The sequence below is a fragment of the Bacteroidota bacterium genome (assembly GCA_016706255.1).
GTDB lineage: Bacteria > Bacteroidota > Bacteroidia > Chitinophagales > BACL12 > UBA7236.
Genome location: JADJJZ010000003.1, coordinates 1,348,380 through 1,372,372 on the forward strand (window position 1 = coordinate 1,348,380; position 23,993 = coordinate 1,372,372).

Genomic DNA, 23,993 nt, shown 5'->3' on the forward strand with positions numbered 1-23,993 from the left:
AAAAATTTTTTTTTGTTTGTCTGTTTAATTTTTTTTTTTTGGGGGGGGGTGGGTTGGGGGGGGGGAAAAAAAAAAAAAAAAAAAAAAAATAAAAAATTTTTTTTTTTGAGGTGGGAGGGAATTACCCCCCCAAACAAATTTTTGTTTTTTATTTTCCCCCAAACCCAACACCAATTGTTTTTTTGTTAATTTTAATTTTTTTTTTTTGTAAAGGGTGTGATTTTTTAAAAAAAATAATGGAATGAAAGAAAAAATATTTTTGTGGGAAAAAAGGATTTTGGGGGGGTAGAAATAAAATTTTTTTTTTCCCAACCCTTTTTTTTTTTCCCCCCCGGTTTAATTAAAAAAACACTATTTAAAAAAAAAAAAAAAATTTTTTTAAATTTTTAAATAAATTTGTTGAAGGATGAAGTGCCTTGCCCGCCCTCTTTTGTGTGGAAAAGAAAAAAAAGGGAGATTTTTTTTTTTATGGTTTTTCTAATTTTTGAATTGATAAAAACATTTCTCTCTTTTACTTTTTTTTTGTGTTTGTGTGGGAAAAAGTGGAATTCGCAGCCCGGCCTCTTTTCCCCCTTTTAACTTAAAAATTGTTTTGAAGTGCCTAAATTGTATACCTTTAAATTTTTCTTAATCCTTCTGTAATTATTTGGCAATTTTTTGTTAATTTTTTAATGAGATGCAATATTTTACTTATTTTAGATAAAATTTTCTCCTCACTATTAAAATCAGGCATATGAAACTTAATCGTTTACTTTTAACCATTCTCTTAATTTCAAGTTTAAAATTTATACATGCACAATCGCTGGCCGATTGCAATAATTTAAGTTTGAATATTGATACCGTTTATCTTTTTCCGGGTATGGATACTATAGTTACGGGTGATCTATATTATAATGATACTACATTTACCGTGTATCCAACTTTATTGGTTTTATTACCGGAAAATCCCTACATTGAGTCAAATGATTTAATGGTTTTATCCTCCTTGGATTCAGGCTCTGTTCAATGGTTTGAGCTGGAAATCACTTTTATAAATACGGATTTTCCAAACAATACCGTAATACCGGCATTGTTCCATATTTATGACTCCGATTGGGTTGGTGATTCAATTGTAACGTGTTATATACCTTTGACACTTGTGTTGCAAAATGAAACAGAAGCAATTAATGCAAACCTAAAAAATAATGTCATGCAGGTTTATCCTAATCCCGCAACTGAAAATTTACATATCTGCATGGATCCGGAATTTATAAATCAAAAAATTCAAATCATGAATTATAGCGGACAAATTTTAACTACACTTTCAGGACAACCCGATTTAAATATATCGTTGACATCCTATCCTTCAGGAATTTATTATGTTAGATTAGAAAATTCCGGTATCGTTAAATCTTTTGTAAAAGAATAAAATACATGTGTACACATGAAATAATATAAATATTTTTTGGAGCATCACCTTTCCCCACACCAGCACAATCCCTACCGGCTGTCCGCTGCAACAAACTGTAAATAGCTTCATTTAGGGAATAACAATTCGTAGCCCAATTTCAATTTGCGTCAAGGCATATATTATCAAGTTAACACATAATCCGGCTGTTCAATCAGCACATCAGCACATTAACACATTAGCACATTAACACGTTTGTTTCCGCTCCCATCCGGGCTAGTTGTACCGCATGGAGCCGCTATCACAAAAACAGTTAACTAACCAACAAAATTATTGTTAACTTTCATCAAAATTGTAACCGATAAAACTAAAAACAGGTTGGTTAAAATGGGTAAAATATATCTAACTACATTTTTATTTTTCATTACGAGTACTGCTGTTTTTAATCAAACACTTGAAGATAGCCTTGCTGCTTATTACAATTTTAATAATACATTAAACGATGCATCGGGTAATTTAAAACATATTACTGAAGCAGAAGGAGCATTTACTGCAGATCGGTTTGGCTCACCAAATGCAGCATTTCATTTTGATGGTGAAAATGATTCACTTGTTTTGCCTGTTGATAAATTTGCACCAATTACCGGAGATTTTGCAATCAGTTTTTGGTACAAAACAAATTCCTCCGCTATAATGAATTTGTTTTCATCTAAACAATCACCGGATGATACCACTCAAAATTTTGAAATCCAGTTAAACAGTCACAATCGTTTTTACCTTGAATACTATAAGCAGGTTTGGTATCAAACTTACGTTTATTGGAATGGAACAGGAATTGAATCAAATGCATTGGCTGAAGGTGTTGCAGGAAATTTTATAAAGGGCGAATGGAGCCATTTTGTTATAAGCAGAGAAGCAGATACATTTAAAATTTACCGTAACCATCAATTATATTATTTAAGCATCAACACTTATTTCGCTGACGAACTTGGCGATGCAATTAACATGGTTTTTAGTGCGATGCCGTACCGTTTTAAAGGTGACATTGATGATTTACGGTTATATAAACGTGCTTTATCACAACAGGATATTGACCTATTATGGTTTGAAAATAATCCTATTCAATTTGTAAATCCTCAAGCTACAGATGCCTATGTTTTTGGTTCAAATGTGTTGGTGTATTGGGAATATGATACAACACAAATAAGTGATTCTATAATGGTTACTTATAGTATAAATAATGGAGCGTGGATTAACGCAGATCACTCCGGGTTAGCCTTCGAAAATTACACTTATGTGGATATGAGTTTTGCACCGGGTACAACTGTTGAGGTGCGCGTTGAAGACAGGGCGGACTCAACAAAATTTCAGCAATCAGGGCAATTTATTGTTAGCCCTTATACCTGGACTGAAGTAACTGACGCATTGCCTTTTCCGGCAAAGGATGGGTCAGGATTAGTTGCATTTAAAAATAAAATGTGGTTATTAGGTGGCTGGGATCCTCCATTTCATGAACCTAATTATACCCATAATGAAGTTTGGAGTTCAACTGATGGAGAAAACTGGAACTTCGAAACAAATGCAGCATGGCCACCACGACATTGTGCTGCATGGTTATCTAATACCGATAATATTTGGGTAATAGGCGGTGATCCTCAATCAGGTTGTTTAACTGATGTTTGGAATTCAACTGATGGAATAAACTGGGTGCAAATTATTGATACCATACCTGGCTATACAAAACGTAATATGCCGAATTATGCAATTTTAAATGATAAACTAACATTATTTGGTGGCGAACAGTGCAGTGGTTTAGGATTAAATGACGTATGGCAAAGTGATAATGGTGAATCATGGAATAAATTACCGGATGCACCATGGTCGGGTAGAGGTATGCAGATTAATTCTTGTGTTGATGATAATGGTTTTATGTGGATGCTTAGTGGTGCCAATGAAGGTGAACGACGTCCGTTTAATGAAGTTTGGAATACTGCAGATGGTATTACTTGGAATTTAATAAACCCTTCTGCACCCTGGATGGGAAGATACTGGCATACTGTTGCATGGTTTGATAATAATATTTGGGTAATGGGTGGAATAACAGCAGGAATCGAATTAAATGATGTTTGGTATTCACCGGATGGCATAAACTGGCGTGAATTAAAAACCACAACAGGCAATTTACCGGAAGGCACACGTCACGCGCAATCTACAACAGTATTTGATAATGCACTTTGGTATATGTGTGGAATCAGTACGAATAATGTTTGGAAAATTACGAATCAATTTAATGAAGTGGCAATCCCTGAACTTGCTGAAACAACACGGTTGTTAATTTCACCAAATCCAACTACAAATAAATGTTTAATTCAATTTGATGAAAGCGATATCGGGAGAAATTACATTGTTACTAATACGCTGGGTGAAATAATGCTACGCGGAAAAATTAACGCAAGTCAACAAATAATTGACCTGAGCAATTTTAATACCGGCTTATTTTACTTTGTTATAAATGATTTAACACCCGAAGTGGGAATTATAGTTAAACAATAAAATTGGTAGTGCGCTTTAGCAATTAGTGGCATGTTATTTGTTGAAAAATGGCTTGATAAATTTAATTGCGGTAGCCATTAATATGGTTGCTGCTATTTTTTATTTTCCATCAAATCAACACCTATGCGTATTTCTACTTTGTTATTGCTACTTTACATGCCGGTCTTTTTATCAGCACAAAACACCAAAATTAAAGTGATAAAAGGATTAACTTTAACTAATGATGCCGTCCTGGATACACTTTTAGTATCTAACACAAACGACTTTTTAAATGCTGCACAATTACCCAATGAAAGCAACAAATTCGTATTGCCTGCACAAAAAATTGAAACATATATTTTATTAGATGAAATATTAGGTATTACAACAAATCAAAATTCGCGGGAAACAAATTTTTATAAAGCGCATATCATAAATTGTATCGAAGTAGAAGTTGCTCAATATTTGTTGCAGGTTGCTTATTTGTCTACAAGCGACAGTATACCTCAACTGAATGCAATTTTTGAAATAATCGCCCATAAAGGAAGTAACGGCTTTTTATTTTCATCCCCACTAAAATATAATACATTAAACTGGAAAACATTTACTGAGCAAAATACAACAGTTTACTTCAAAACCGATATCCAAAAAAATAAGGTGTTGGACTATACAACTTTTGCGGGGACAATAGATGCTAAATTAAAATCAACAGATAAGTCTACTGAATTTTATTGCTGCGATAATTTTAATGAAGTTTTAAAATTAATTGGTGTATTGTATAAGGCTGAATATGCAGGCATTCAACTCAATACTTTGGCATCGGTGGCCGATAATAAGAAGTTAATTGTTGCAGGTGAGCACAGTAATGAATTCACTGACTTCGATAAACATGATTTATGGCACGACCGACTCAGTTTGGTGGTGCCACGAAATACCCTAAATAAGCCTGTTGATGAAGGGTGCGCTTATTTGTATGGCGGTAGTTGGGGGCTGAGTTGGAACGAAATATTTACACAATTTATCAAATCTATTCCGATAACCGAACAAACAGATTGGAAGGAATATAAAGAAAACCCATTTAATTTTGGCGAAAATGATGCAAACCACTTGTATGTTGATTATGTAATTAATGCATTAATTGTTCAACAACTTGAAAAACAATACGGATTTGAAGCAGTTTGGAAATTACTCAATTCGGGTAAATTTCAAAAGGGCAACGAAAACTATTATGCAATATTGAAAGAAATTGCCGGCGTTGATTCAGCAAACTACAATGCATGGGTTTACGGATTGATAAATAATAAAATTAATAATAAATAATCCTGGAGAATAATTTTACCTGAATTGCAGTAGTTTGAAATAGCACACATTTTATGCGTTTATTTGGCATAAACAAAGATGGTAAATAGTTTTAAAACAGATAAGTAATTCGAATTAATAAACTGCAATGCAAAATCGCAACCCTCCACATTGAAATTTGGTCACACATCATTTGGTTAATGGTCAACCTAACCGGAATGTAAATGCTTCGTACTCAATTAAATTTATTTTTGGAGCATCACCTTTCCCCACACCAACACAATCCCTACCGGCTGTCCGCTGCAACAAACTGTAAATAGCTTCATTTAGGGAATAACAATTCGCAGCCCAATCTCAATTTGCGTCAAAGTAAAAATTATCACATCAACACATAAAGCGGCTGTTCCATTGGTACATCGGTACATCATCACATTGGTACATCAGCTTGTTTCCGCTCCCATCCGGGCTAGAATTTCCTTCTACAGTCTCTATCACAAAAATTTATCGTCATTTCACCATTATTGCACCTGCTGGAACATAAACCTAAAAAAAATAAATACCTTTGAATTTTATTATTGATAACATCTGTCCGAATACCTAAAAACTGCGATTTAAAATATGAAATACCTCCACCTTATTGGCTGTCTTATTGTAATGAGTTTGGTGCAATGCAAAAGTAGTGGTCAATCCAACTCGATTATAAAAGCAAAAATGGATAGCCTGCTGCAAATTAATAACCCACGCAGCTTTAGCGGAGTCGTATTGATCAGTAAAAACGGGAATACCATTTACAGTAATGCCATTGGTTTTACTGATTCTCTTAATAGTAAAGCAATTAATTTATCTGACGAGTTTGTGCTATTATCAAACAGTAAACAAATTACAGCAGTCTTGGTTTTGCAAGCGGTTGACAAAGGATTAATTAACCTAAACAATCCAATTAAAAATTACCTCCCTGAACTAACTATGTCTTGGGCTGATTCAGTTACTGTTCATCAATTGCTAAATCACTCCGGCGGTTTAACCGGCAAAAACGAACCTTTATTATTTGCGCCTGGCACTGACTTTAAATACAGCGATATTAATTACATTTTACTGGGTAAAATAATTGAGGCAGTTGAAAAACAATCCTATGCTCAATTGGTTACACAACTTTTTGAAAAGGTTGGTATGCAACATTCCTACTTTCCGAATTTCAGCAACCAACAAAATTTAATCATCGGCAATAAATATATTGGCACTTTAAAAAATAAATCAATAGATAGCGTTATCATCGCTCTTGAAAAAATACCTGCAGCAGGATTAGTTTCAACTGCGGGCGACATGACCATCTGGAATAATGCTTTACATAATGGTAAATTAATTTCACCTGCTGCTTATCGCTTAATGACATCCTATACCATAACAGGTCAACATGTTACATTTGGTCCTGATAAAATTGGTTATGGTTACGCACTTCGTGTAAATGACGGTATGCCGGTTAAATATTTTGGACATACCGGAACTGCACCTGACCAGGGATTTACCTCACTCACACTTTGGTTCCCTGAAGAAAAAATAAGTGTGGTAATTCTCGAAAACCAGGCTTATGATAATATGGAAATAAACTATTGGTTTGAAACGGAAATCAGAAAATTGATTTGCGGCTTGGCTGCGAAAGGTAATTTAAGTGAGTAATCACTACTTATTGTAAAAAATACAAAAAGTAGTAAAATCAATTTCTGAATCTTCTTTTTTAACCGTACCGGAGCAAATTAACTGCCAATTTTGACCCGTATTTTGCAAATTCACGGTATTCAGTGAATGGAATTGTTTATATTTAATTTAAAATTGCAATAGGTTTTAGGCAACTTGAATTAAAAACAACCGAATTATGAAAAAAATCTTTACAATTGCTTGTCTGTTAATGAGTTACGCAGTTTACAGTCAGGTAACTCCGGTGAATACCAATATATACCCGTATGATTACATTGTTAACCTGAATGGCACTTTATTGTTTTTTGCTACCAGCAAGGCGGAGGGTAATAACTACGAATTATGGCGTTCAGATGGCACCGAAGCGGGCACCATGCAGGTGAAAGATATTAATGGTAATTTGAATGGCAGTATATTGTCGAACACTGAATTTGGAATGGCTTATAACGATAGGAATTTTGTGATCTACAATAATGAATTTTATTTTATAGCTACTGATGGGCCGCATGGTTTGGAAATCTGGAAATCCGATGGCACTGCAGCGGGAACGATGATGTTAAAAGATATTTATCCGGGACCAAGTGGATTTGAATCGCCTTCGTTTAATTTCCCCTATTTTACAGAATTTAATGGAAAATTATTTTTCGCTGCAAACGATAATGTGCATGGTTTTGAATTATGGTCAACCGATGGAACAGAAGCAGGCACACAAATGGTGAAAAATATTTCTGCTGATGAAATTTATGGCTCAAATCCGGAGCATTTAATTGTGTTTAACAATATGTTATATTTTGCAGCACGCGATGATGTGTATGGTTATGAATTATATAAAAGTGATGGCACTGCTGCGGGAACACAAATTGTAAAAGATATTGTTCCGGGTATAAATGGCGCTTTAAATAATGGATATGCAAGCAGTATTGATCCGAAATTTACTGTTAGTGGTAACTACTTGTATTTTATTGGAAGAATTGATGCATCGTTACCGGTTACATTCGATTTATTTCGCACAGACGGAACAGATGCCGGAACAATTACATTAAATAATGAATTAAATGATATCACAAATTTATGTGATGCGAATGGCACAATGTATTGTTATGCATTTGATGGAAATTTTGATCATTCCGGATTATGGAAAACAGATGGCACACCGGGCGGAACAGTTTTAGTAAATGCAGCTGATGTTATGGCTTCAAGTGTTGCACATGGATTTTATAATTTTAACGATAAGTTATTTTTCTCCGGTTTTGCACCCGATTTTTCTGCATTTGGTTTAGCAACTACCGATGGTTCAGGAGCAGGAACCAATATGGTTTATGAATTCGAAAGTGTTGGTAGTATACCTGAAGTGCATGATTTTAACAGCGAAGCAGGTAGTGATTATTTCTTTTATCATGCTTTAACTAAAATATCAGATTTTGCAATGTCGATACGTATGGTGCAAACAAATGGAAGCAATGCAGGAACCAAAATATTCAGTGGTGTTCAACCATTTCGCAGCACGGAATTTTTAGATGGTGATTTATATTTTGGCGGCATCGACAGCACCGACGAAGAGGTGTGGGGATTATATAAAATTGCACCTGTAGTTTTTGAGGTTGGCATTGAAAATTATAGCACTTATACGTTGTCTGCTGGCCCGAACCCTGTTACCAATCAATTTATTGTTAGCATTCCTTTTGCCGATGGCACCTTATCCGTTTATGATATGACCGGTCGCGAGGTGAACACGGTAACCGCATTACCTGCCGGGGCTTTCGCAATTGATGTTGTTAATTTAATGCAGGGATGTTATGTAGTGAAATGGGAAAAAGCAGAAATGATCTATCAAACCAGGATGGTGGTTACCGGTAATTAAAGCCAATAAGCAGGTTAGTAATTTCATTCAGGCTAAAAAAATATCATTTACCTTTGTGCGAAACAACCAAGCATGTCTGTGAACCTACCATATTTTGGCGCTATTGATATTGATGAACTCAGTGATTATTATCAGGCTGATTATCCCTATGAAGGAAAAAATATCCCATTAGATTTAAATTTCGACGACACCGCAATCGGCAGTCGCGACCTGGAAGACACCATTGCTGCATTACAATCACTTCCACAATTAATTTCCACTGCGTATATCGAATTAAAAAAGAGTTTTCAAACCAATGGTGTTGTAAAACAATATATTAATCGCCAAATGAGTGGTTTATCGGCGGAGCAATTAGATACATTATTTACTGGCACGGCGGATGATATGAACAAAGAGCAAAAAATGTTATCACAGCTCAAAATTGTCCGCATTGGTTTTTACCCCGAAGACATCCTCGACGCCATCACCGTCGATTTCAGCATCGGCTACGACCACACCGACACCATCATCGTAATGAATTTCAACTCCAAAATGGAATTAGAAGACATTGGACAAGAAAGTTAAAAATTCCAATCAACGCAACCGCGTAGCATTACCTTCCAGATAAGGTAGGGGTGACATAATGATAACAAAGTGCGCTACATAGAATCACCTAACCGTGTAGCGGTGACACGTTTGTAACAATCACACGCTCCTAGACCACACGAAACCGCATAGCGGTGAAACCACGTAGTACTCAATTAAATTTTTTCGAAGAATCAACCGCATAGCGGTGAAATAATGGTAACAAAGTGCGCTCCCAAGACCGACAAAACCGCATAGCGGTGAAACCTCGAAGTACTCAATTACATTTTTTCGAAGAATCAATCGCATAACGGTGAAATAATGGTAACAAAGTGCGCTCCCAAGACCGACAAAACCGCGTAGCGGTGAAACCTCGAAGTACTCAATTACATTTTTTCGAAGAATCAACCGCATAGCGGTGAAATAATGGTAACAAAGTGCGCTCCCAAGACCGACAAAACCGCGTAGCGGTGAAACCTCGAAGCTCTGAATTACATTTTTTCGAAGAATCAATCGCATAACGGTGAAATAATGGTAACAAAGTGCGCTCCCAAGACCGACAAAACCGCGTAGCGGTGAAACCTCGAAGGTGAAACCTCGGAGTGCGACATTTTTTAGTTGAATAAAAAGCTACACTAGTCAACATAATAATCAATCCAATTGAACAAATATTGCGAATCAAACGGAATGTCATTATCTGTTAGATATGTTTTAAATTCCGATTCGAATTTTTCCTTTTTATGATGCTCTTCCTGATTTTTTATATAATCGTAAATACGATTAATTTCCGTTTTTGCACAACTAAAAACACCATACCCATTTGACCATCTAAAGGCATATTTTGTAAATTTTGAATCGTGGATATATTTTGAAGTATTATTTTTCAAATCCCGAACAACATCTGAAATTGATTCTTTCGGATTTAAACCAAATAAAATGTGAACATGGTCTTCAACACCATTGATAATATAGGGCTTATGATTTTTGTTCAATAAAATACCTCCCATGTATTTGAAGACATCATCTCGCCATGGTTTTAATAAAAGACTTTCTCTGTTTTTTACTGCAAAAACAAGATGAATGTAAAGTTGTGAATACGCGTTTGCCATAATTTTTTTTAGCAAACATATTACATTATTTTTTCCAAGCCGTGTGTAAGCGAATATACTCGGTTCGCGCGGCTATCATCTACAGCTGTAAGGGTTTTGGGCGAATGTTTTTTTGAGATATACTGTGTTTTTCATCCACAACTTGGAGGTTTCACCTCTACGCGGTTTAGTTGATTCTAGTAGCGCACTTTGTTACCATTGTTTCACCCCTACCTTATCTGGAAGGTAAAGCTATGCGGCTGATTCATCGTAAAAATGTAATTCAGAGCTTCGAGGTTTCACCGCTACGCGGTTTTGTTGATTCTAAGGTTCGCGCTTTGTTACCATTGTTTCACCGCTATGCGGTTGGTTTTTCGTTGAAATGAAATTCATAGCTCCGAGGTTTCACCGCTATGCGGTTTTGTAGATTCTACTATTCGCGCTTGTTATCATTATTTCACCGCTACGCGGTTGGTTTATCGTTCAAATTTAATTCATAGCTTCGAGGTTTCACCGCTACGCGGTTTTGTTGATTCTAAGGTTCGCGCTTTGTTACCATTGTTTCACCGCTACGCGGTTGGTTTTTCGTTGAAATGAAATTCATAGCTCCGAGGTTTCACCGCTACGCGGTTTTGTTGATTCTAAGGTTCGCGCTTTGTTTCCATTGTTTCACCGCTACGCGGTTGGTTTTTCGTTGAAATGAAATTCATAGCTCCGAGGTTTCACCGCTATGCGGTTTTGTAGATTCTACTATTCGCGCTTGTTATCATTATTTCACCCCTACCTTATCAGGAAGGTAAAGCTACGCGGTTGGTTTATCGTTCAAATTTAATTCATAGCTCCGAGGTTTCACCGCTATGCGGTTTTGTGAATCGTTTAATTACGTTTGCTACAAACGTTTCACCCGTACCTTATCAGGAAGGTAAAGCTACGCGGTTGGTTTTTCGTTGCAAGGAATGAGGAGCTTCGAGGTTTCACCGCTATGCGGTTTTGTGAATCGTTTAATTACGTTTGCTACAAACGTGTCACCCCTACCTTATCAGGAAGGTAAAGCTACGCGGTTGGTTTATCGTTCAAATGTAGTTCATAGCTTCGAGGTTTCACTGTTGAGAGGAATGGGCATTGGTATAATTAACTTGATTTATTACTATGTTGTTTTATTTCATTCCACATTCCGTTGGGTGGGATTCCAGACGCTGGTTTTTATGCCTTTGAGGTATTTTATGAAGCCGAGGAGGAGGGCTAAATTCATAGTGTAGAAATAGGAGAGCAAACGCAATAAATAAATATGGATGTTTAAATTGCTTAATAACTTATCTAATAATGGTGTTAAAAACCCGGCTGCTTGAATGTAAAATGCCAATTGGAAAAATAGATTGGTATTAAATAAAATTAAACTTGTTACAAATGTGCCAATTAAAAAAAATGGCCCAAGCCAACGTAGAACTTTGTGCGATAAGAAACTGAAACCGGCTCCGGTAAAGGGTTTTAAAAGTAAGCCTTTATATACAGCCAGGTTTTGAAAATTACCTGCAGATATTCTTATTTTGCGTTTAAATTCTTCTTTAATTTCATTACTAACATCTTCATACGCAATTGCTTCAGGCTCCGCAATCGCTTTTTTATTATTTTTAATTACGGCAAGTGTAATATAAAAATCTTCCATCAAAAAATTTTGCGGAATTTTTGGAAATAATTCAGCTCGGATAGCATAACATGCACCAAAGGCGCCCATCATTGTACCCCATAATTGCCCTTCATAAAATTTAATGATATTTTCGCGTTTAATGTAGGTTTGCTCCTGATAACTGATACCATCTTTTCGTAATCCGGTGTTGGTAATATTTGCTGCAACCAGACCAACTTTATCATCGGTAAAATGCGCAATTAATTTTGGAATAGTTAATGGTTCAAATAAAATATTGGCATCAGTAGGAATAAAAATTTTACCTGCTGCCAAAGGTGCCATTGCATTAATGATTTGCGTTTTACCATTTCTGCCACCAAATTGTTTAAAGTTAATGCGATATCCTTCTCTAATTAATCTAGCAATAATTTCATCGGTTTTATCGGTAGAACCATCTGAACCAATCCACATTTCCAATTGTGCTGCCGGATATGCAGTATTAAAAACGGACCTGATTTTTTGTTCAACTACCTTTTCCTCATTATAAACTGCCATTAGCACACTTACCATTGGCTGCGGAGCCGGATGATATTGAGGTTTGGGAACACTGATATCTCCCGCAAAAATTTTTAATAAAAATGGATATAGCACATAACTATGTACCAAACAAAATGCGCAAACCCAAAATATGATTAACCAAATCATTGCGGCGATAAAGTTTGATAAAATTGAATTAATTTTTTTGCTAAAATACTGTTACTAAGTGTATTGCGGACAAATGATTTGGCTGCAATGCCTTTATTTACCGACATTTCAGCATCCTGCAACAATGTTATAATTATCTCAATAAATTGTTCCTTTGTGTTGGCTACAAACACGTGCTCCTCTGTTCCGGGTGGCATTCCTTCGGCGCCTTTTGTTGTTGTAACAATCGGTTTCGCCATATTCATGGCTTCCACAATTTTAATTTTCATTCCCGAACCGGAAAATAATGGAACGATACAAATGTTTTTATCTGCTGCAAAAATATCGGCATCCGGAACTTCTCCGTAATATATGAAACCCGGTATTTTTAATTTCGACCACTCACTGCCGCCGTTTCTTCCGGCCAGATGAAATTCTGCTTCAGGCACAGATTTTTTAATTTTCGGAAATGCTTCGTTTATAAACCAATTAATGCCTTCAATATTTGGAATCCAATCTAAGCCACCAATAAAATAAATACTTTTAAAAGCGATAGTAGGTGAAACAACCGTTGATTTTAAATTTATTCCGGTAGGAGCATAAAATACCGGTTTTTTATATCCCAACTGCTGATACCAATTACTGTCGCTCGTGGAAATTGGGATTATCGCATCAAGAAAATCCGGGATGTTTTTTTCATATTTTAATAACCTTTCAGATTGTAATTTCAAATACCAAGCCTTTAATTTATTATTAGTGTTCCCTGCAATATTTTCCAGATTTCGGATTCAATGTTGTGACTTCTGTAAATTAATTTGGCTGAGGTTAATGATTTAATATGATTTAAGTATTGTATCAAATATAATCCTTCACTTTGGATGATGGAATATTGATTTGTTTTTATTAATTGTAACAATTTTTGTAAGTATTGTTTACTGAAAAATCGCTGAACGTGATAGGAATTGTTTCCTATTAAATTCATCAAAGCACCAATTGAGGTTACATTGTTATTTAAGCGAACTTCGTAAAAAGTTATTTTTTTGCTAAATTCTTCAGGAATTGCCTCAACATTGAAATGATGTTTGGGGGTGTTCAAATACAGTACATCAACCTTACAACCCTGTTCGGCTAAACCCATTGCCATCTGCATGATAGCAATAGCTTCACCATCATGAGCAGGGTAGGGTGGTTTTTTGGCTAACAGAAGTATGTGCATCGAGAAGGCAAAGTTAATCAATCATTTGCGGAGGCTGAACTATTAGCTGAAACTAAGGTGGCATCTTGAATTGGGTTGGCTGATTGAAATTGTTCATTTACAGCAATCGACCATTATAGATACCTCAAAACAGCTTTCCATTTATTGAATTAGCTTTGCAGCGCATGCTCTTATTACTCACGCCACTTACTGAAAAAATTATCAGCCTTTTTGCGGGCGGTTTTATTGCTGCAGCACAAATTATGCTGGTGGTAGATGTTTTCAGAAAACGATTTACACCAAGTTTATTGTCGTGGCTCGGATGGGGTTTATTAATAGGAACAGGTTTACTTTCACAGGTTATTGAGCAGGGTTGGGAGTGGAGCCAAATAGGATTACTATTATCAACTATAGGATGTTTTGTAATTTTCTTTTTATCCTGGGCTAAAAAAAATTATTTAATTGTCCGCTCCGACTATAGATTTTTATTTTTGGGATTAATTTGTCTGATTATTTATTACATCTCTCAGGATGCGTGGATAACCACTTGCTTTGCCATCTTAGCTGATTTTATAGTTGGAATACCTACTTTGTTGCATGCATACCGCAACCCAATATCACAAAAAAGTGCTGCATGGATGTTGGGATTTATTTCATGGACATTTTCACTGATTTTATGTGCAGGGAATCCATGGTTGTATGCGCTTTTCCCGATTTACCTCTTTTTGTATAATGGCGCAATGGTATTGTTAACGGCAAACAGCAGGATAACAAAATAATTTAAGCTGATAATTAATAATTTGGTTTGTCTGCTTTGGGAGTCGTATTTGTGTTCCTTATGTGAACCGTTTTCAAAAAGATTTATAAAATTGCTTTAGAAATTCGATTCCTTAATCCGGACAAAATTAGCTACCCATTGAAATGCGATGAAGCCAAGTAAATAAACAGTTACAAGCGGATTTCCCATCTTCCCGTTTATAAATATCAGCGTTATTGCAGTAATTCCAACAATTGCTAATCCGGCTGCATATAAAACAAAAAAATATTTGGATTTCGATTTAGCGAAAATCACACTGAGCGGCACCATCATCGTAAATCCAAAAACGGCAATCGATAAAAACAATTCGTTGAATGTAACTAAATAGCATATAATACCGGCTAAAAATATCAGCATACTGATACCAACAAAATTGCTGCTTTTAATTTCCTCTTCATCCAATAAGTGCCTGCCATATGGATTTAACCGGAATAATAAATTACTGATTGGCGTCATTACCCATGTTGAAAAGGCAAAAATGGCCAACAAAATAATTAATGGATTTAAATATGGCTGTAAAGCGGGGTTACTTTCTGCAACGCTGGCAATAATTCGTACACCAACATAAAATCCAATAATAAACGCCCATTGATATTTAGCGGTGAGGTTACCAAGAAAAAATGCATATTTTAAAAAACCGCGATAAAAAATATTGTTTGCTTTTAATGCGGCAACCATACCTGCCTGTGCATACCGATTATCAGGATCAGCTTTTAGTGACTCCCTGAAATGTTCCAGTGCTTTTTTGTGATTACCCTTTTCCAATAAATTCCAACCATAATTAGCATGTGTAAATGCATTGTTCGGGTCTTCACGTAAAGCACCAATTATTGTTTCATAAGATTCTTCTTTACGATTTAATTTTATGAGCGCATTACTTCTTATGTTTAAACCCAGCAAATTATCAGGTTCTATAGCCAGCGCGTCGTTTGCGAGATTTAATGCAGCTTCATATTGTTTACGAGAAAGTTTTATGGATGCCCAATAGGCATGATAATCAGCTTCATCAGGGGCCATTTTTATTGCCGTTTCAATACTGTTTTCGGCTGCATCGTATTTATTTTGTTCAAGCTGAATGCGTGTTTTAATATAAAACAAATGTGCGCTTTCAGGATCAATTCCAATTGCTGTATTTATCAGTTCTTCTGCCTCATCAATTTTATCCAGTTCAATTTTTGTTTCTGCCAGCATTGATAATACTAAAACATCATTAGGGTTATCCTGTGTGAGTGATGCGAGCATTTTTTCTGCTTCAACATAACGTTTTTGCTGTAATAAAATATGCGCACGCTGAATGATTTCTCCTCTCATTTTTTAATTTTTAAATGCGTGAGAATATCATCATATAAACCTGATTCATTTGCAAACAACGCAAAATTTTTCGCCGTAGTAAACCATTCCTGGGTACTTGGCTTATGTTTTTTTCCGGCTAATATTAAATCATTAGTAGTTATTGGCTTTGGAATGCCATCTGTAAATGAGGCCTCTAATTTTTCTTCAATGGCAATATCTACCAACGCTTCAATATCAGCACCGGAATAATTTTCAAATTTTTTCGCTAAACCGGCGTAATCGATTTTATCGACTGGTTTATCTTTCAGCTTTAATTTAAAAATAGCTTCACGAGCTGCTTCATCAGGAGGTGGGACAAATATAATTCGATCAAAGCGGCCCGGTCTTCTAAAAGCGGGATCCAGATGCCAAGGTGTGTTTGTAGCACCTAAAATCAAGATACCTTCATTACTTAAATCAATACCATCTAACTCCTGTAAAAACTGGTTAATTAAATGTCTGCCTGCCGATTGTTTCATATCGCTGCGACTGGCACCTAATGCATCTATTTCATCAAAAAATAAAACACAGGGTGTGTTTTGTCGGGCAACTTCAAATACCTGATGCAGATTTTTTTCGCTGCTGCCAATCCACATATCCAAAATATCGCTTAGTCCAACAGAAATAAATTTGGCATTAACCTGACCTGCAGTGGCTCGGGCAATATACGTTTTGCCACATCCCGGTGGACCGTATAATAAAATGCCACCGCCCATTTTTTTACCGTAAGCTTTATATAATTCAGGATGTAATAGAGGTTTAATTATTTTTAATTCGATTTCTTTTTTCACCTGATCCATTCCACCTACATCCTGAAAATTGATATTTGGTTTCTGAATAAAATTATTTTCAAATTCTTCCAGGTCAATATCTTCCCCAATAAAAGTTGTAGTCCGCAGTTCCTTATCCAACTCTTCATCTAGAAAACCCGGATTAAATTTCAACGCTTTTTGATATGCCTGAATAGCGGCTCCAATTGCCTTTTCCTTTACCAATGCCCTCGTATATAAAATATATACATCAAAACCTGCATTGCCACCTTCAATTATTTCTTCAAGAATTACATTACATTTGGAATAAGCTTCCTGTTTAAAATAAACTGTTGCTAAACCTGTTTTAGTTTTAAGGTCGGGCGAAAGTTTCATGAGTTCAAGATATTCGGTTTCAGCTTCCGCAATTCTGTTAGCCTGAATTAACATTTCGGCTAAATGATGTCGTAAGGGAATATTATCCGGCGAAACTTTGAGTGCTTCCCGTAAACTATTAATTGTATTCTCATCCATACCTTATAAATTAATTTTCACTATGACCAATTAAATTGATCAAACGAAGTGTAAAAGTAGCAGATTTTGCCGACAAAGCCGAAGTACATAATTCCGCAAATCAGGTTTTGAAATGGCTTATACGGGTTGGAGCAGGTTAAATTTCACCTTTCGTCGGGCTTTTCTACTTTAACAGCAATATCGGTAGGTTCAACCGGATCGGCGTGCAGTGCAACGTATGCGCGGGTAAATTCGGCACCATAAAAAACAATGAGTGATGAATATGAAACCCATAATAGTATTAATATCACAGAGCCACCTGAGCCATAGCCGTCTTCTGGTGTAGTTTTACTGAAATAAATTTCCAACACTGTTTTCCCGAGTTCAAATAATAGTGCAGTAACCAAAGCGCCAATCCAAACATGATTCCATTTTATTTTGGCATCCGGCAAATATTTAAACATGAGTGCAAATAAAAAGGCTAAAATAGCTGTTGAAGTTATAAAGGTTAATACTTGTAAAATGATTAGTGCAGATTCGGAGAAACGACCGGATATCCAATCACCAAAAGCAGTTAATACTGCCGATATTACCAGTGAAACCATTAAAATAAATGCGAGCGATAAAATTAATCCGAACGAAAATAATCTGGCAACAACAATTTTTTTAATTCTCGATTTAGTAGCGAGTGGTTTAACTTCCCAGATATTATTCAGCGACTTTTGGAATTCATTAAATACTCCCGTAGCACCAATAATTATCGTAATGCCACCTATTATTTTTGCCCACAAAGATATTTTAACCTCTGATGTTTTGTGTATCATCGACTGCACTTGGTCAGCTGTCTCTGCACCTAAAGTTGTTGTAATTTCCCCCATTAAATGTGAGCTAACTTCATCCTGTCCAAAAAAATAACCCGCAATGGAAATAAGTAACATCAATAATCCCGGAATTGAAAATATGGCATAATAAGCAATAACGGCACTTTGACGAAACGGGTCTTTTTTACGCCAGGATAAAAATGCCTTTCCTGCTATTTTAAAAAAATTGCGTATTTTAAATTTAGTTTTTGTCATTCTTTTTCTTTTTTTCAAACAATTTTTTTAACCCTTTTTTCTCATCTTTAACTTGTTCATCATCTACTGAAAGGATATTTATTTCATTGTCAATTCTTGGAATTAAGGCCTGAATAAATGCATTTCGTATTACCTGCCAAATGGCCTCCAGCGTGCTAATTTCCGGACTTGAAAATTCTCCCTGCATTTCCACTTTAGTAGCTAAGCGATCTGTTTTTTGATTTTTGAAAATAACACCAACACCACCAATTAAATGCTCCCATAATTTTTGCACAAACGGGTCTTCCTTGTCTTCAGGTCCAATTACATTTAAATCTTCAATTAATGGTTTAACATAACCTACAAATTTGCCTTCGCTTGCTGCAATTTCGGTATACATACCAAAGGTTCCGCCTGTTACATCAAAATTGCCATAAGCTTTAAAGAAATCATTTAACTCCGGCAGATTTGTATTTTTTAATTCTGCATTTAAATCGAAGGTTGGGTCTTTAGCCAGCGCATTTAATTTCATATTAAAGGTTAAACTGCCTTCATATAATTTGGCATTGGCAGTAACTGTTGATGGTAATAATATGGTGTCATTAACTACGTTGGTTAAGTTTAATGCCAGCACATAAGTATCCGTTAAACTTAAATTTAATTCAGGTTTTGTATTATAGTCGATATAGTGAATACTACCGTTAAACACTTCAAATCGGTTCACTTTTAAAGGCATGAGGGCTTTTAAGAGGTTGCGGAAATCGGTGGTATCCGCTTCTAGTCCACTTAATGTTGTTTTACTTTTTGTATAAAATAATTGTGGTGTTTCAAAAATTAATTCACCTACAAACGCACCTTTAAATAAAGCTGCCCATTCAACCGATAAGTCAATTTTTTCAGAAGAAAAGAAATCGGTTTGTTTTAAGGTGGTGGTATCTACTTTATTTAGATATATTTCTTTAATAACATAAGCACCACGCCAAAGCGATAAATCAATATCATCGATATGTCCATAATATCCATCCATATGCGCAAGTGTTTTATTTGCATACTTTAATATGATATAAGGTAAAATCAGTCGTATAATAACTAATACTACAAGAATGGCAATCAGAATTTTATATTTTTTTTTCATTTTAGTTATTATTTGTAATAAAATATTAAAGGGTGTATATGGGCTAATTACAAAGATGTAACGGGATGATAGTGTTGGTGTTATACAACTTGGGGTATTGTTTACATGATTCACACTTTGGGGGAAGTAGGAACGCGGAACCCGGCAAGCGGGTCGCTGATTTCGGATGATTTAAACTGATTTTTTGTGGGATGTTTGTAAAAGGAACACAGATTGAACGGGTTTAACGGATAAGGGACGGATTTTTTATGAGGGAACCTGCCTACCGGCAGGCAGGCGCAGAACCCGGCAAGCGGGTCGCTGATTGTTTCAGATTTAAACTGATCTTTTTTGGGGATGGGTAAGGATACCCGCAAGCGGGACGCTGATTGTTTGTGGGATGGTTTGGCGGGGGGCGATTGTTTGTGGGTGTTTGAAAGGAACGCGGAACCCGGCAAGCGGGTCGCTGATTGTTTCAGATTTAAACTGATCTTTTTGAGGATGGGTAAGGATACCCGCAAGCGGGACGCTGATTTTTTGTGGGTTGTGTTTGAAAGGAACGCAGAACCCGGCAAGCGGGTCGCTGATTGTTTCAGATTTAAACTGATCTTTTTGAGGATGGGTAAGGATACCCGCAAGCGGGACGCTGATTTTTTGTGGGATGTGTTTGAAAGGAACGCAGAACCCGGCAAGCGGGTCGCTGATTGTTTCAGATTTTAAACTGATTTTTTTTGGGGATGGGTAGGGATACCCGCAAGCGGGGGCACTGATTTTTTTTGGGGGATTTTAGGCGGTGCGTTCGTATTGGAGGATAGCAGTGTAATCGCCTTTTGGGTTGAGGGTGGAATTTTTTAGGATGGTGAAGTTTAGGGTGCGGTTGAGGGTTTCACCCAGGTTTAGTTGGGTGTCGCTGTTTAGGACGAAGGTATCGGTGGTAACGGGAGAAAAATCATCGATCATTGAAAAACTAAAAGCGGCTGTCCACATAAATAATACGCCGGAAATGAGTAATGCAAAACCTGCAATAACTAATGGTGTGATTACAATAGTGTCGATTAAAATACCACCTACCGTTATCATTGCTTCACCTATAACACCTAATAAGGCTAATAACACATATTGGTCATCCTCATTTCGGAACCAATCTTTTTCCATTAAAAATAAAGTTGCGATAAATTGCTGTGGAAATGTTGCTGCAGCACGCAAATCAAATTCCTGCAATTGTAAATTAATTGTTTTGGAATCCTCTTTTTTAAATTTCCCTAAATCGCGGATAACTTCTGTTCTACGACCCAGTGCGTCGAATACAATAGCATTAATTGTTATTTCATCTTTATGTACATCATTTGTTTTATTACAAGTTAAGGTTTGCAGACTTAGCTTTAATGTACGCGGTGGCAAAGCTGCAACTTTTGGGTGTGGTGTATTTATTTTATTTACTGATTTTTGTCTAAAAACATGTTGCTCTGTATGTTTGATCAAATCTGCCTGTTCAGCAGCTGTCAATTTAAGCTGAGCAGGTGTTTGCAATGTTGTTAATTGCTCAAAAAAAGGTGTCTTACTTTTGAAATCAAGATTTGCCAGGTCGCCATACTTGTTTTTTCGTGCAGCTTCGCCGGCACTTAATATTGCATTTGATTTATCGAAAAAATGTTTTTGTTTTGATTTGGGTAGAATCGAATAGTAATTAAAAATTGCGCGCTCTACACTTTTTGTATTAACCGGAAGGGGATAGTTAGCCGGCGAATTTATATGTGCTGCAACTTTGGCCATACTCAATTCTAACGTTTTTAGTAAACGTTCTTTTACCATTTCTATTTTTGGCGTTGCAGTGCCATAGGCTATTGTATTCATAATGTTTTTAATTTAAGAGTAAAAATTAAGCTGTACGTTCCCAACGAATATTGGATGCATATTTTCCGTCAACATTTAATGAGTAGGAATTGATTATTTCAAAGTCTAATGGCGTTGTTACACCTTCACCAATAGCAATACCCGGAGGAAATGAAAAAATGAATTGGTCACTTTCGGGCTTTGAAATATCATCGGTTAGTAAATATCCGAATCCACCAATTACGAGCGTTATTAAGCCTAAACCAATTATAATACTTGCAATAATATCGGTAATCGGATTGTAAAACATAGCTGCCGCTAAGGTTATGCCAACTGCAAATAATGTGGTGCTGAGTGCAGTCATATAATATAAAAATGCAGTGGCGGCATTATCATTCCGAAATAAATCGCTGTCAGTTATAAATAGTGTGGTAAAAAAACTTTGAGGGAATGTATTTGCCTCACGTAAATCAAAATCGAATAATTTTATTTTATTGTTTTTGCTGTCATCTTTTTTAAACTTGCCTAAATTTTTTGTTACAATTGTGCTTGTTCGGTTTAATGCATCTACTACAATTCCGGTAATACTAATTTCATCTTTACGAACATCACTGGTGTCGTTGCAGGTAATTGATTCGAGAAATAAACTCAAGGTTCGTGGTGCAACACCTTGGGGTTCTATGGCGATTGACTTTCGTCGTTTCAGGTGTGGATGATTTTCTGCTTTTGATAAAACTTCTTTTTCTTCAGCTTCATTTAATTTCATATTAGCCGGTAAAGGCAATTCCTTTATTTGTGCTGCTAACGATTTATTACTTTTAAAATCAAGTGTGGCTAAATCGCCAAATTGTGCTTTACGGTTTGTTTCATCGGCATTTAAAATTTTATTGGCATTATCGAAAAAATGTTTTTGTTTCGATTTAGGTAATACGTTGTAATATTTATAAATAGCATGCTCTAAACTTTGTTGATCTGCGGGTAATGGATATGCTTGTGGTGCATTTACATGTGCTGCAACTTTTGCCATGGTTAATTCAACCATATTTTTAAGGCGGTTGGTGAGTAATTGCATTTTGTTGTTTGCGCGGCCGAATTCGTAGTTCATAGTTGGTGGTTATGGGGCAAAAGTAGATTTTGGATTGAGAGGGGGCAATCACATGGTGATGTGATTTTGAAAAGGAACCTGCCTACCGGCAGGCAGGCGCGGAACCCGCGGAACCCGGCAAGCGGGTCGCTGATTTGGGATGATTTAAGCTGATTTTTTGGATGTGGATGCGCTGGCGGGACGCTGATTCTGGATGGTGTGTTTAAATGGAGGACGGGTTGAACGGATCGGGACGGAATTTTTGAATGGTGACGTGGAGGCAGTGGGTCGCTAAAGGGATGATTTAAGGATTTTGGACGGGTTTTTTGGGGAACGCTAGCTATCGGGACGGGAACGTAGCGGAGGCGGGCCGCTGATTTGGATGGATTTTTGGCTGATTTTTTTTGTTGGATGCGGATGATGGATGCCCGCTGGCGGGACGCTGATTTTTTTGGGATGGTGTGGATGGGGTAGGTGTTGATTATGATTTAGAGGGGAATATTTGATTTTATTCGAAAATGTGAGTAAATCCGGGATGTAGGGGCGAATTGAATCCGGCCCTACATCCCGGATTTATGATTGGTATCGATAATTGACCTGCAGCTGCTGATTTTTTGGTGGATGTGATTTTATTGGATTCAAGATCGGCCTTTTATGGGATTTGATACTTTAGATAAAACCACTAAAAAACGTATTTTTGCCGCCGATCATGCTGTTAAACAAAAAGATAGTGGTGGTGCTGCCGGCTTATAATGCAGGAAAAACATTACCGCAAACGTATGCTGAAATTCCAATGGATATTGTGGATGAAGTTGTGCTTGTGGATGATGCCAGTAAGGATGATACCATTGAAGTGGCCACACGAATTGGTATTAAACACATTATTGCACATGAACAAAATAAAGGCTACGGCGGTAACCAGAAGTCATGTTACAACAAAGCCCTTGCCCTTGGTGCTGATATTGTGGTGATGTTACACCCCGATTATCAGTATACCCCGAAACTGATTACCAGTATGGCAAATATTATTGCTCAGGATTTATATCCCGTGGTGTTGGCTTCACGTATTCTCGGAAGAGGGGCATTGAAAGGCGGAATGCCATTTTATAAATACGTGTTTAACCGCTTTCTTACGCTATCACAAAATTTATTGTTGCGCCAAAAATTGAGTGAATACCATACCGGCTATCGCGCATTTTCGGCAGACGTTTTACGTGGTATTAATTTCGAAGCGAATTCCGACGATTTTGTGTTTGATAACCAAATGCTCGCTCAAATATTTTTTAACGATTTCGAAATTGCAGAAGTAACCTGCCCTACAAAATATTTCGACGAAGCTTCTTCCATTAATTTTAAACGCTCGGTAATTTACGGAATGGGTGTACTCAAAACATCTTTCCAATACCGCTTCCAAAAATGGGGAATGGCAAATTATGCCTACCTGAAAAGAAAATAATTTATTTTCACTAAGCTCAAAATACCATTAAACTCAAATCATTCACTGAAGTGAGCAACGCTATAATGTAGGGGCGAATTGCATCCGCCCCTACATTATAGCGTTGCG

At 36.4% G+C, this 23,993-nt stretch carries 19 protein-coding genes; 9 read left to right on the top strand and 10 right to left on the bottom strand.

Features of this window, described 5'->3' with window-relative positions; all coding sequences use genetic code 11:
- Positions 1-733: 733 nt before the first annotated feature.
- From IPI65_07730 to IPI65_07755, 6 genes are all read left to right on the top strand, one after another.
- The gene (locus tag IPI65_07730; GenBank protein MBK7441406.1) at positions 734-1,408 is read left to right on the top strand and encodes a T9SS type A sorting domain-containing protein; all 675 of its coding nucleotides are present in this window, start codon (positions 734-736) and stop codon (positions 1,406-1,408) included.
- Positions 1,409-1,720: 312 nt separating this feature from the next.
- Positions 1,721-3,940, top strand: coding sequence for a hypothetical protein (locus tag IPI65_07735; protein MBK7441407.1), 2,220 nt, complete (start codon positions 1,721-1,723; stop codon positions 3,938-3,940).
- Between the two features lie 123 nt (positions 3,941-4,063).
- Positions 4,064-5,239, top strand: a complete 1,176-nt coding sequence (locus IPI65_07740) for a hypothetical protein (protein MBK7441408.1) — start codon at positions 4,064-4,066, stop codon at positions 5,237-5,239.
- A gap of 597 nt (positions 5,240-5,836) precedes the next feature.
- Entirely contained in the window at positions 5,837-6,895 is a 1,059-nt protein-coding gene (locus IPI65_07745) for a beta-lactamase family protein (GenBank protein ID MBK7441409.1), read from the top strand.
- Between the two features lie 196 nt (positions 6,896-7,091).
- A complete protein-coding gene (locus IPI65_07750; protein ID MBK7441410.1) occupies positions 7,092-8,774 on the top strand; it encodes a T9SS type A sorting domain-containing protein in 1,683 nt (560 codons plus the stop codon).
- A gap of 72 nt (positions 8,775-8,846) precedes the next feature.
- A complete protein-coding gene (locus IPI65_07755) occupies positions 8,847-9,338 on the top strand; it encodes a DUF2004 domain-containing protein (protein ID MBK7441411.1) in 492 nt (163 codons plus the stop codon).
- Positions 9,339-9,973: 635 nt separating this feature from the next.
- On the opposite strand, the gene tnpA is transcribed toward IPI65_07755, so the two are convergent.
- From tnpA to IPI65_07775, 4 genes are all read right to left on the bottom strand, one after another.
- A complete protein-coding gene (gene tnpA / locus IPI65_07760) occupies positions 9,974-10,447 on the bottom strand; it encodes an IS200/IS605 family transposase (protein MBK7441412.1) in 474 nt (157 codons plus the stop codon).
- A gap of 1,141 nt (positions 10,448-11,588) precedes the next feature.
- Entirely contained in the window at positions 11,589-12,758 is a 1,170-nt protein-coding gene (locus tag IPI65_07765; GenBank protein ID MBK7441413.1) for a glycosyltransferase, read from the bottom strand.
- Positions 12,755-13,468, bottom strand: a complete 714-nt coding sequence (locus IPI65_07770) for a glycosyltransferase (GenBank protein MBK7441414.1) — start codon at positions 13,466-13,468, stop codon at positions 12,755-12,757. Before IPI65_07770 ends, IPI65_07765 begins: the two co-directional genes overlap by 4 nt.
- Before the next feature lie 11 nt (positions 13,469-13,479).
- Entirely contained in the window at positions 13,480-13,953 is a 474-nt protein-coding gene (locus IPI65_07775) for a hypothetical protein (GenBank protein ID MBK7441415.1), read from the bottom strand.
- Between the two features lie 164 nt (positions 13,954-14,117).
- Between IPI65_07775 and IPI65_07780 the strand changes: the two genes are divergently transcribed.
- The gene (locus tag IPI65_07780; GenBank protein ID MBK7441416.1) at positions 14,118-14,711 is read left to right on the top strand and encodes a hypothetical protein; all 594 of its coding nucleotides are present in this window, start codon (positions 14,118-14,120) and stop codon (positions 14,709-14,711) included.
- Between the two features lie 95 nt (positions 14,712-14,806).
- Here the strand turns inward: IPI65_07780 and IPI65_07785 are convergent, their stop codons facing one another.
- The 4 genes from IPI65_07785 to IPI65_07800 all read right to left on the bottom strand — a co-directional run bounded on the left by IPI65_07785 (position 14,807) and on the right by IPI65_07800 (position 19,533).
- A complete protein-coding gene (locus tag IPI65_07785) occupies positions 14,807-16,060 on the bottom strand; it encodes a tetratricopeptide repeat protein (protein ID MBK7441417.1) in 1,254 nt (417 codons plus the stop codon).
- Positions 16,057-17,364 carry an AAA family ATPase gene (locus tag IPI65_07790; GenBank protein ID MBK7441418.1) on the bottom strand — a complete coding sequence of 436 codons (1,308 nt, stop codon included), beginning with the start codon at positions 17,362-17,364 and terminating at the stop codon, positions 16,057-16,059. Before IPI65_07790 ends, IPI65_07785 begins: the two co-directional genes overlap by 4 nt.
- 143 nt (positions 17,365-17,507) lie before the next feature.
- The gene (locus tag IPI65_07795; protein MBK7441419.1) at positions 17,508-18,419 is read right to left on the bottom strand and encodes a YihY/virulence factor BrkB family protein; all 912 of its coding nucleotides are present in this window, start codon (positions 18,417-18,419) and stop codon (positions 17,508-17,510) included.
- Complete coding sequence (locus tag IPI65_07800; protein ID MBK7441420.1) at positions 18,406-19,533, bottom strand: DUF748 domain-containing protein; 1,128 nt, start codon at positions 19,531-19,533, stop codon at positions 18,406-18,408. The genes IPI65_07795 and IPI65_07800 overlap by 14 nt, the downstream gene beginning before the upstream one ends.
- Before the next feature lie 336 nt (positions 19,534-19,869).
- On the opposite strand from IPI65_07800, the gene IPI65_07805 reads away from it, so the two are divergent.
- Positions 19,870-20,232, top strand: a complete 363-nt coding sequence (locus IPI65_07805; GenBank protein ID MBK7441421.1) for a hypothetical protein — start codon at positions 19,870-19,872, stop codon at positions 20,230-20,232.
- A 66-nt stretch (positions 20,233-20,298) separates the two neighbouring features.
- On the opposite strand, the gene IPI65_07810 is transcribed toward IPI65_07805, so the two are convergent.
- Positions 20,299-21,366, bottom strand: a complete 1,068-nt coding sequence (locus tag IPI65_07810; protein MBK7441422.1) for a hypothetical protein — start codon at positions 21,364-21,366, stop codon at positions 20,299-20,301.
- A 25-nt stretch (positions 21,367-21,391) separates the two neighbouring features.
- Positions 21,392-22,450: a hypothetical protein gene (locus tag IPI65_07815; GenBank protein MBK7441423.1), complete on the bottom strand. Its 1,059-nt coding sequence runs from the start codon at positions 22,448-22,450 to the stop codon at positions 21,392-21,394.
- A gap of 688 nt (positions 22,451-23,138) precedes the next feature.
- On the opposite strand from IPI65_07815, the gene IPI65_07820 reads away from it, so the two are divergent.
- Positions 23,139-23,885 carry a glycosyltransferase family 2 protein gene (locus tag IPI65_07820; protein ID MBK7441424.1) on the top strand — a complete coding sequence of 249 codons (747 nt, stop codon included), beginning with the start codon at positions 23,139-23,141 and terminating at the stop codon, positions 23,883-23,885.
- Positions 23,886-23,993 lie beyond the last annotated feature (108 nt).

Excerpts from the sequence above, each read along its gene's own strand:
- IPI65_07730 (MBK7441406.1), top strand. The coding sequence starts at position 734 with ATGAAACTTAATCGTTTACTTTTAACCATTCTCTTAATTTCAAGTTTA.
- IPI65_07740 (MBK7441408.1), top strand. The coding sequence starts at position 4,064 with ATGCGTATTTCTACTTTGTTATTGCTACTTTACATGCCGGTCTTTTTA.
- IPI65_07745 (MBK7441409.1), top strand. The coding sequence starts at position 5,837 with ATGAAATACCTCCACCTTATTGGCTGTCTTATTGTAATGAGTTTGGTG.
- IPI65_07750 (MBK7441410.1), top strand. The coding sequence starts at position 7,092 with ATGAAAAAAATCTTTACAATTGCTTGTCTGTTAATGAGTTACGCAGTT.
- IPI65_07755 (MBK7441411.1), top strand. The coding sequence starts at position 8,847 with ATGTCTGTGAACCTACCATATTTTGGCGCTATTGATATTGATGAACTC.
- tnpA (MBK7441412.1), bottom strand. The coding sequence starts at position 10,447 with ATGGCAAACGCGTATTCACAACTTTACATTCATCTTGTTTTTGCAGTA.
- IPI65_07765 (MBK7441413.1), bottom strand. The coding sequence starts at position 12,758 with ATGATTTGGTTAATCATATTTTGGGTTTGCGCATTTTGTTTGGTACAT.
- IPI65_07775 (MBK7441415.1), bottom strand. The coding sequence starts at position 13,953 with ATGCACATACTTCTGTTAGCCAAAAAACCACCCTACCCTGCTCATGAT.
- IPI65_07780 (MBK7441416.1), top strand. The coding sequence starts at position 14,118 with ATGCTCTTATTACTCACGCCACTTACTGAAAAAATTATCAGCCTTTTT.
- IPI65_07785 (MBK7441417.1), bottom strand. The coding sequence starts at position 16,060 with ATGAGAGGAGAAATCATTCAGCGTGCGCATATTTTATTACAGCAAAAA.
- IPI65_07790 (MBK7441418.1), bottom strand. The coding sequence starts at position 17,364 with ATGGATGAGAATACAATTAATAGTTTACGGGAAGCACTCAAAGTTTCG.
- IPI65_07795 (MBK7441419.1), bottom strand. The coding sequence starts at position 18,419 with ATGACAAAAACTAAATTTAAAATACGCAATTTTTTTAAAATAGCAGGA.
- IPI65_07800 (MBK7441420.1), bottom strand. The coding sequence starts at position 19,533 with ATGAAAAAAAAATATAAAATTCTGATTGCCATTCTTGTAGTATTAGTT.
- IPI65_07805 (MBK7441421.1), top strand. The coding sequence starts at position 19,870 with ATGGGTAAGGATACCCGCAAGCGGGACGCTGATTGTTTGTGGGATGGT.
- IPI65_07810 (MBK7441422.1), bottom strand. The coding sequence starts at position 21,366 with ATGAATACAATAGCCTATGGCACTGCAACGCCAAAAATAGAAATGGTA.
- IPI65_07815 (MBK7441423.1), bottom strand. The coding sequence starts at position 22,450 with ATGAACTACGAATTCGGCCGCGCAAACAACAAAATGCAATTACTCACC.
- IPI65_07820 (MBK7441424.1), top strand. The coding sequence starts at position 23,139 with ATGCTGTTAAACAAAAAGATAGTGGTGGTGCTGCCGGCTTATAATGCA.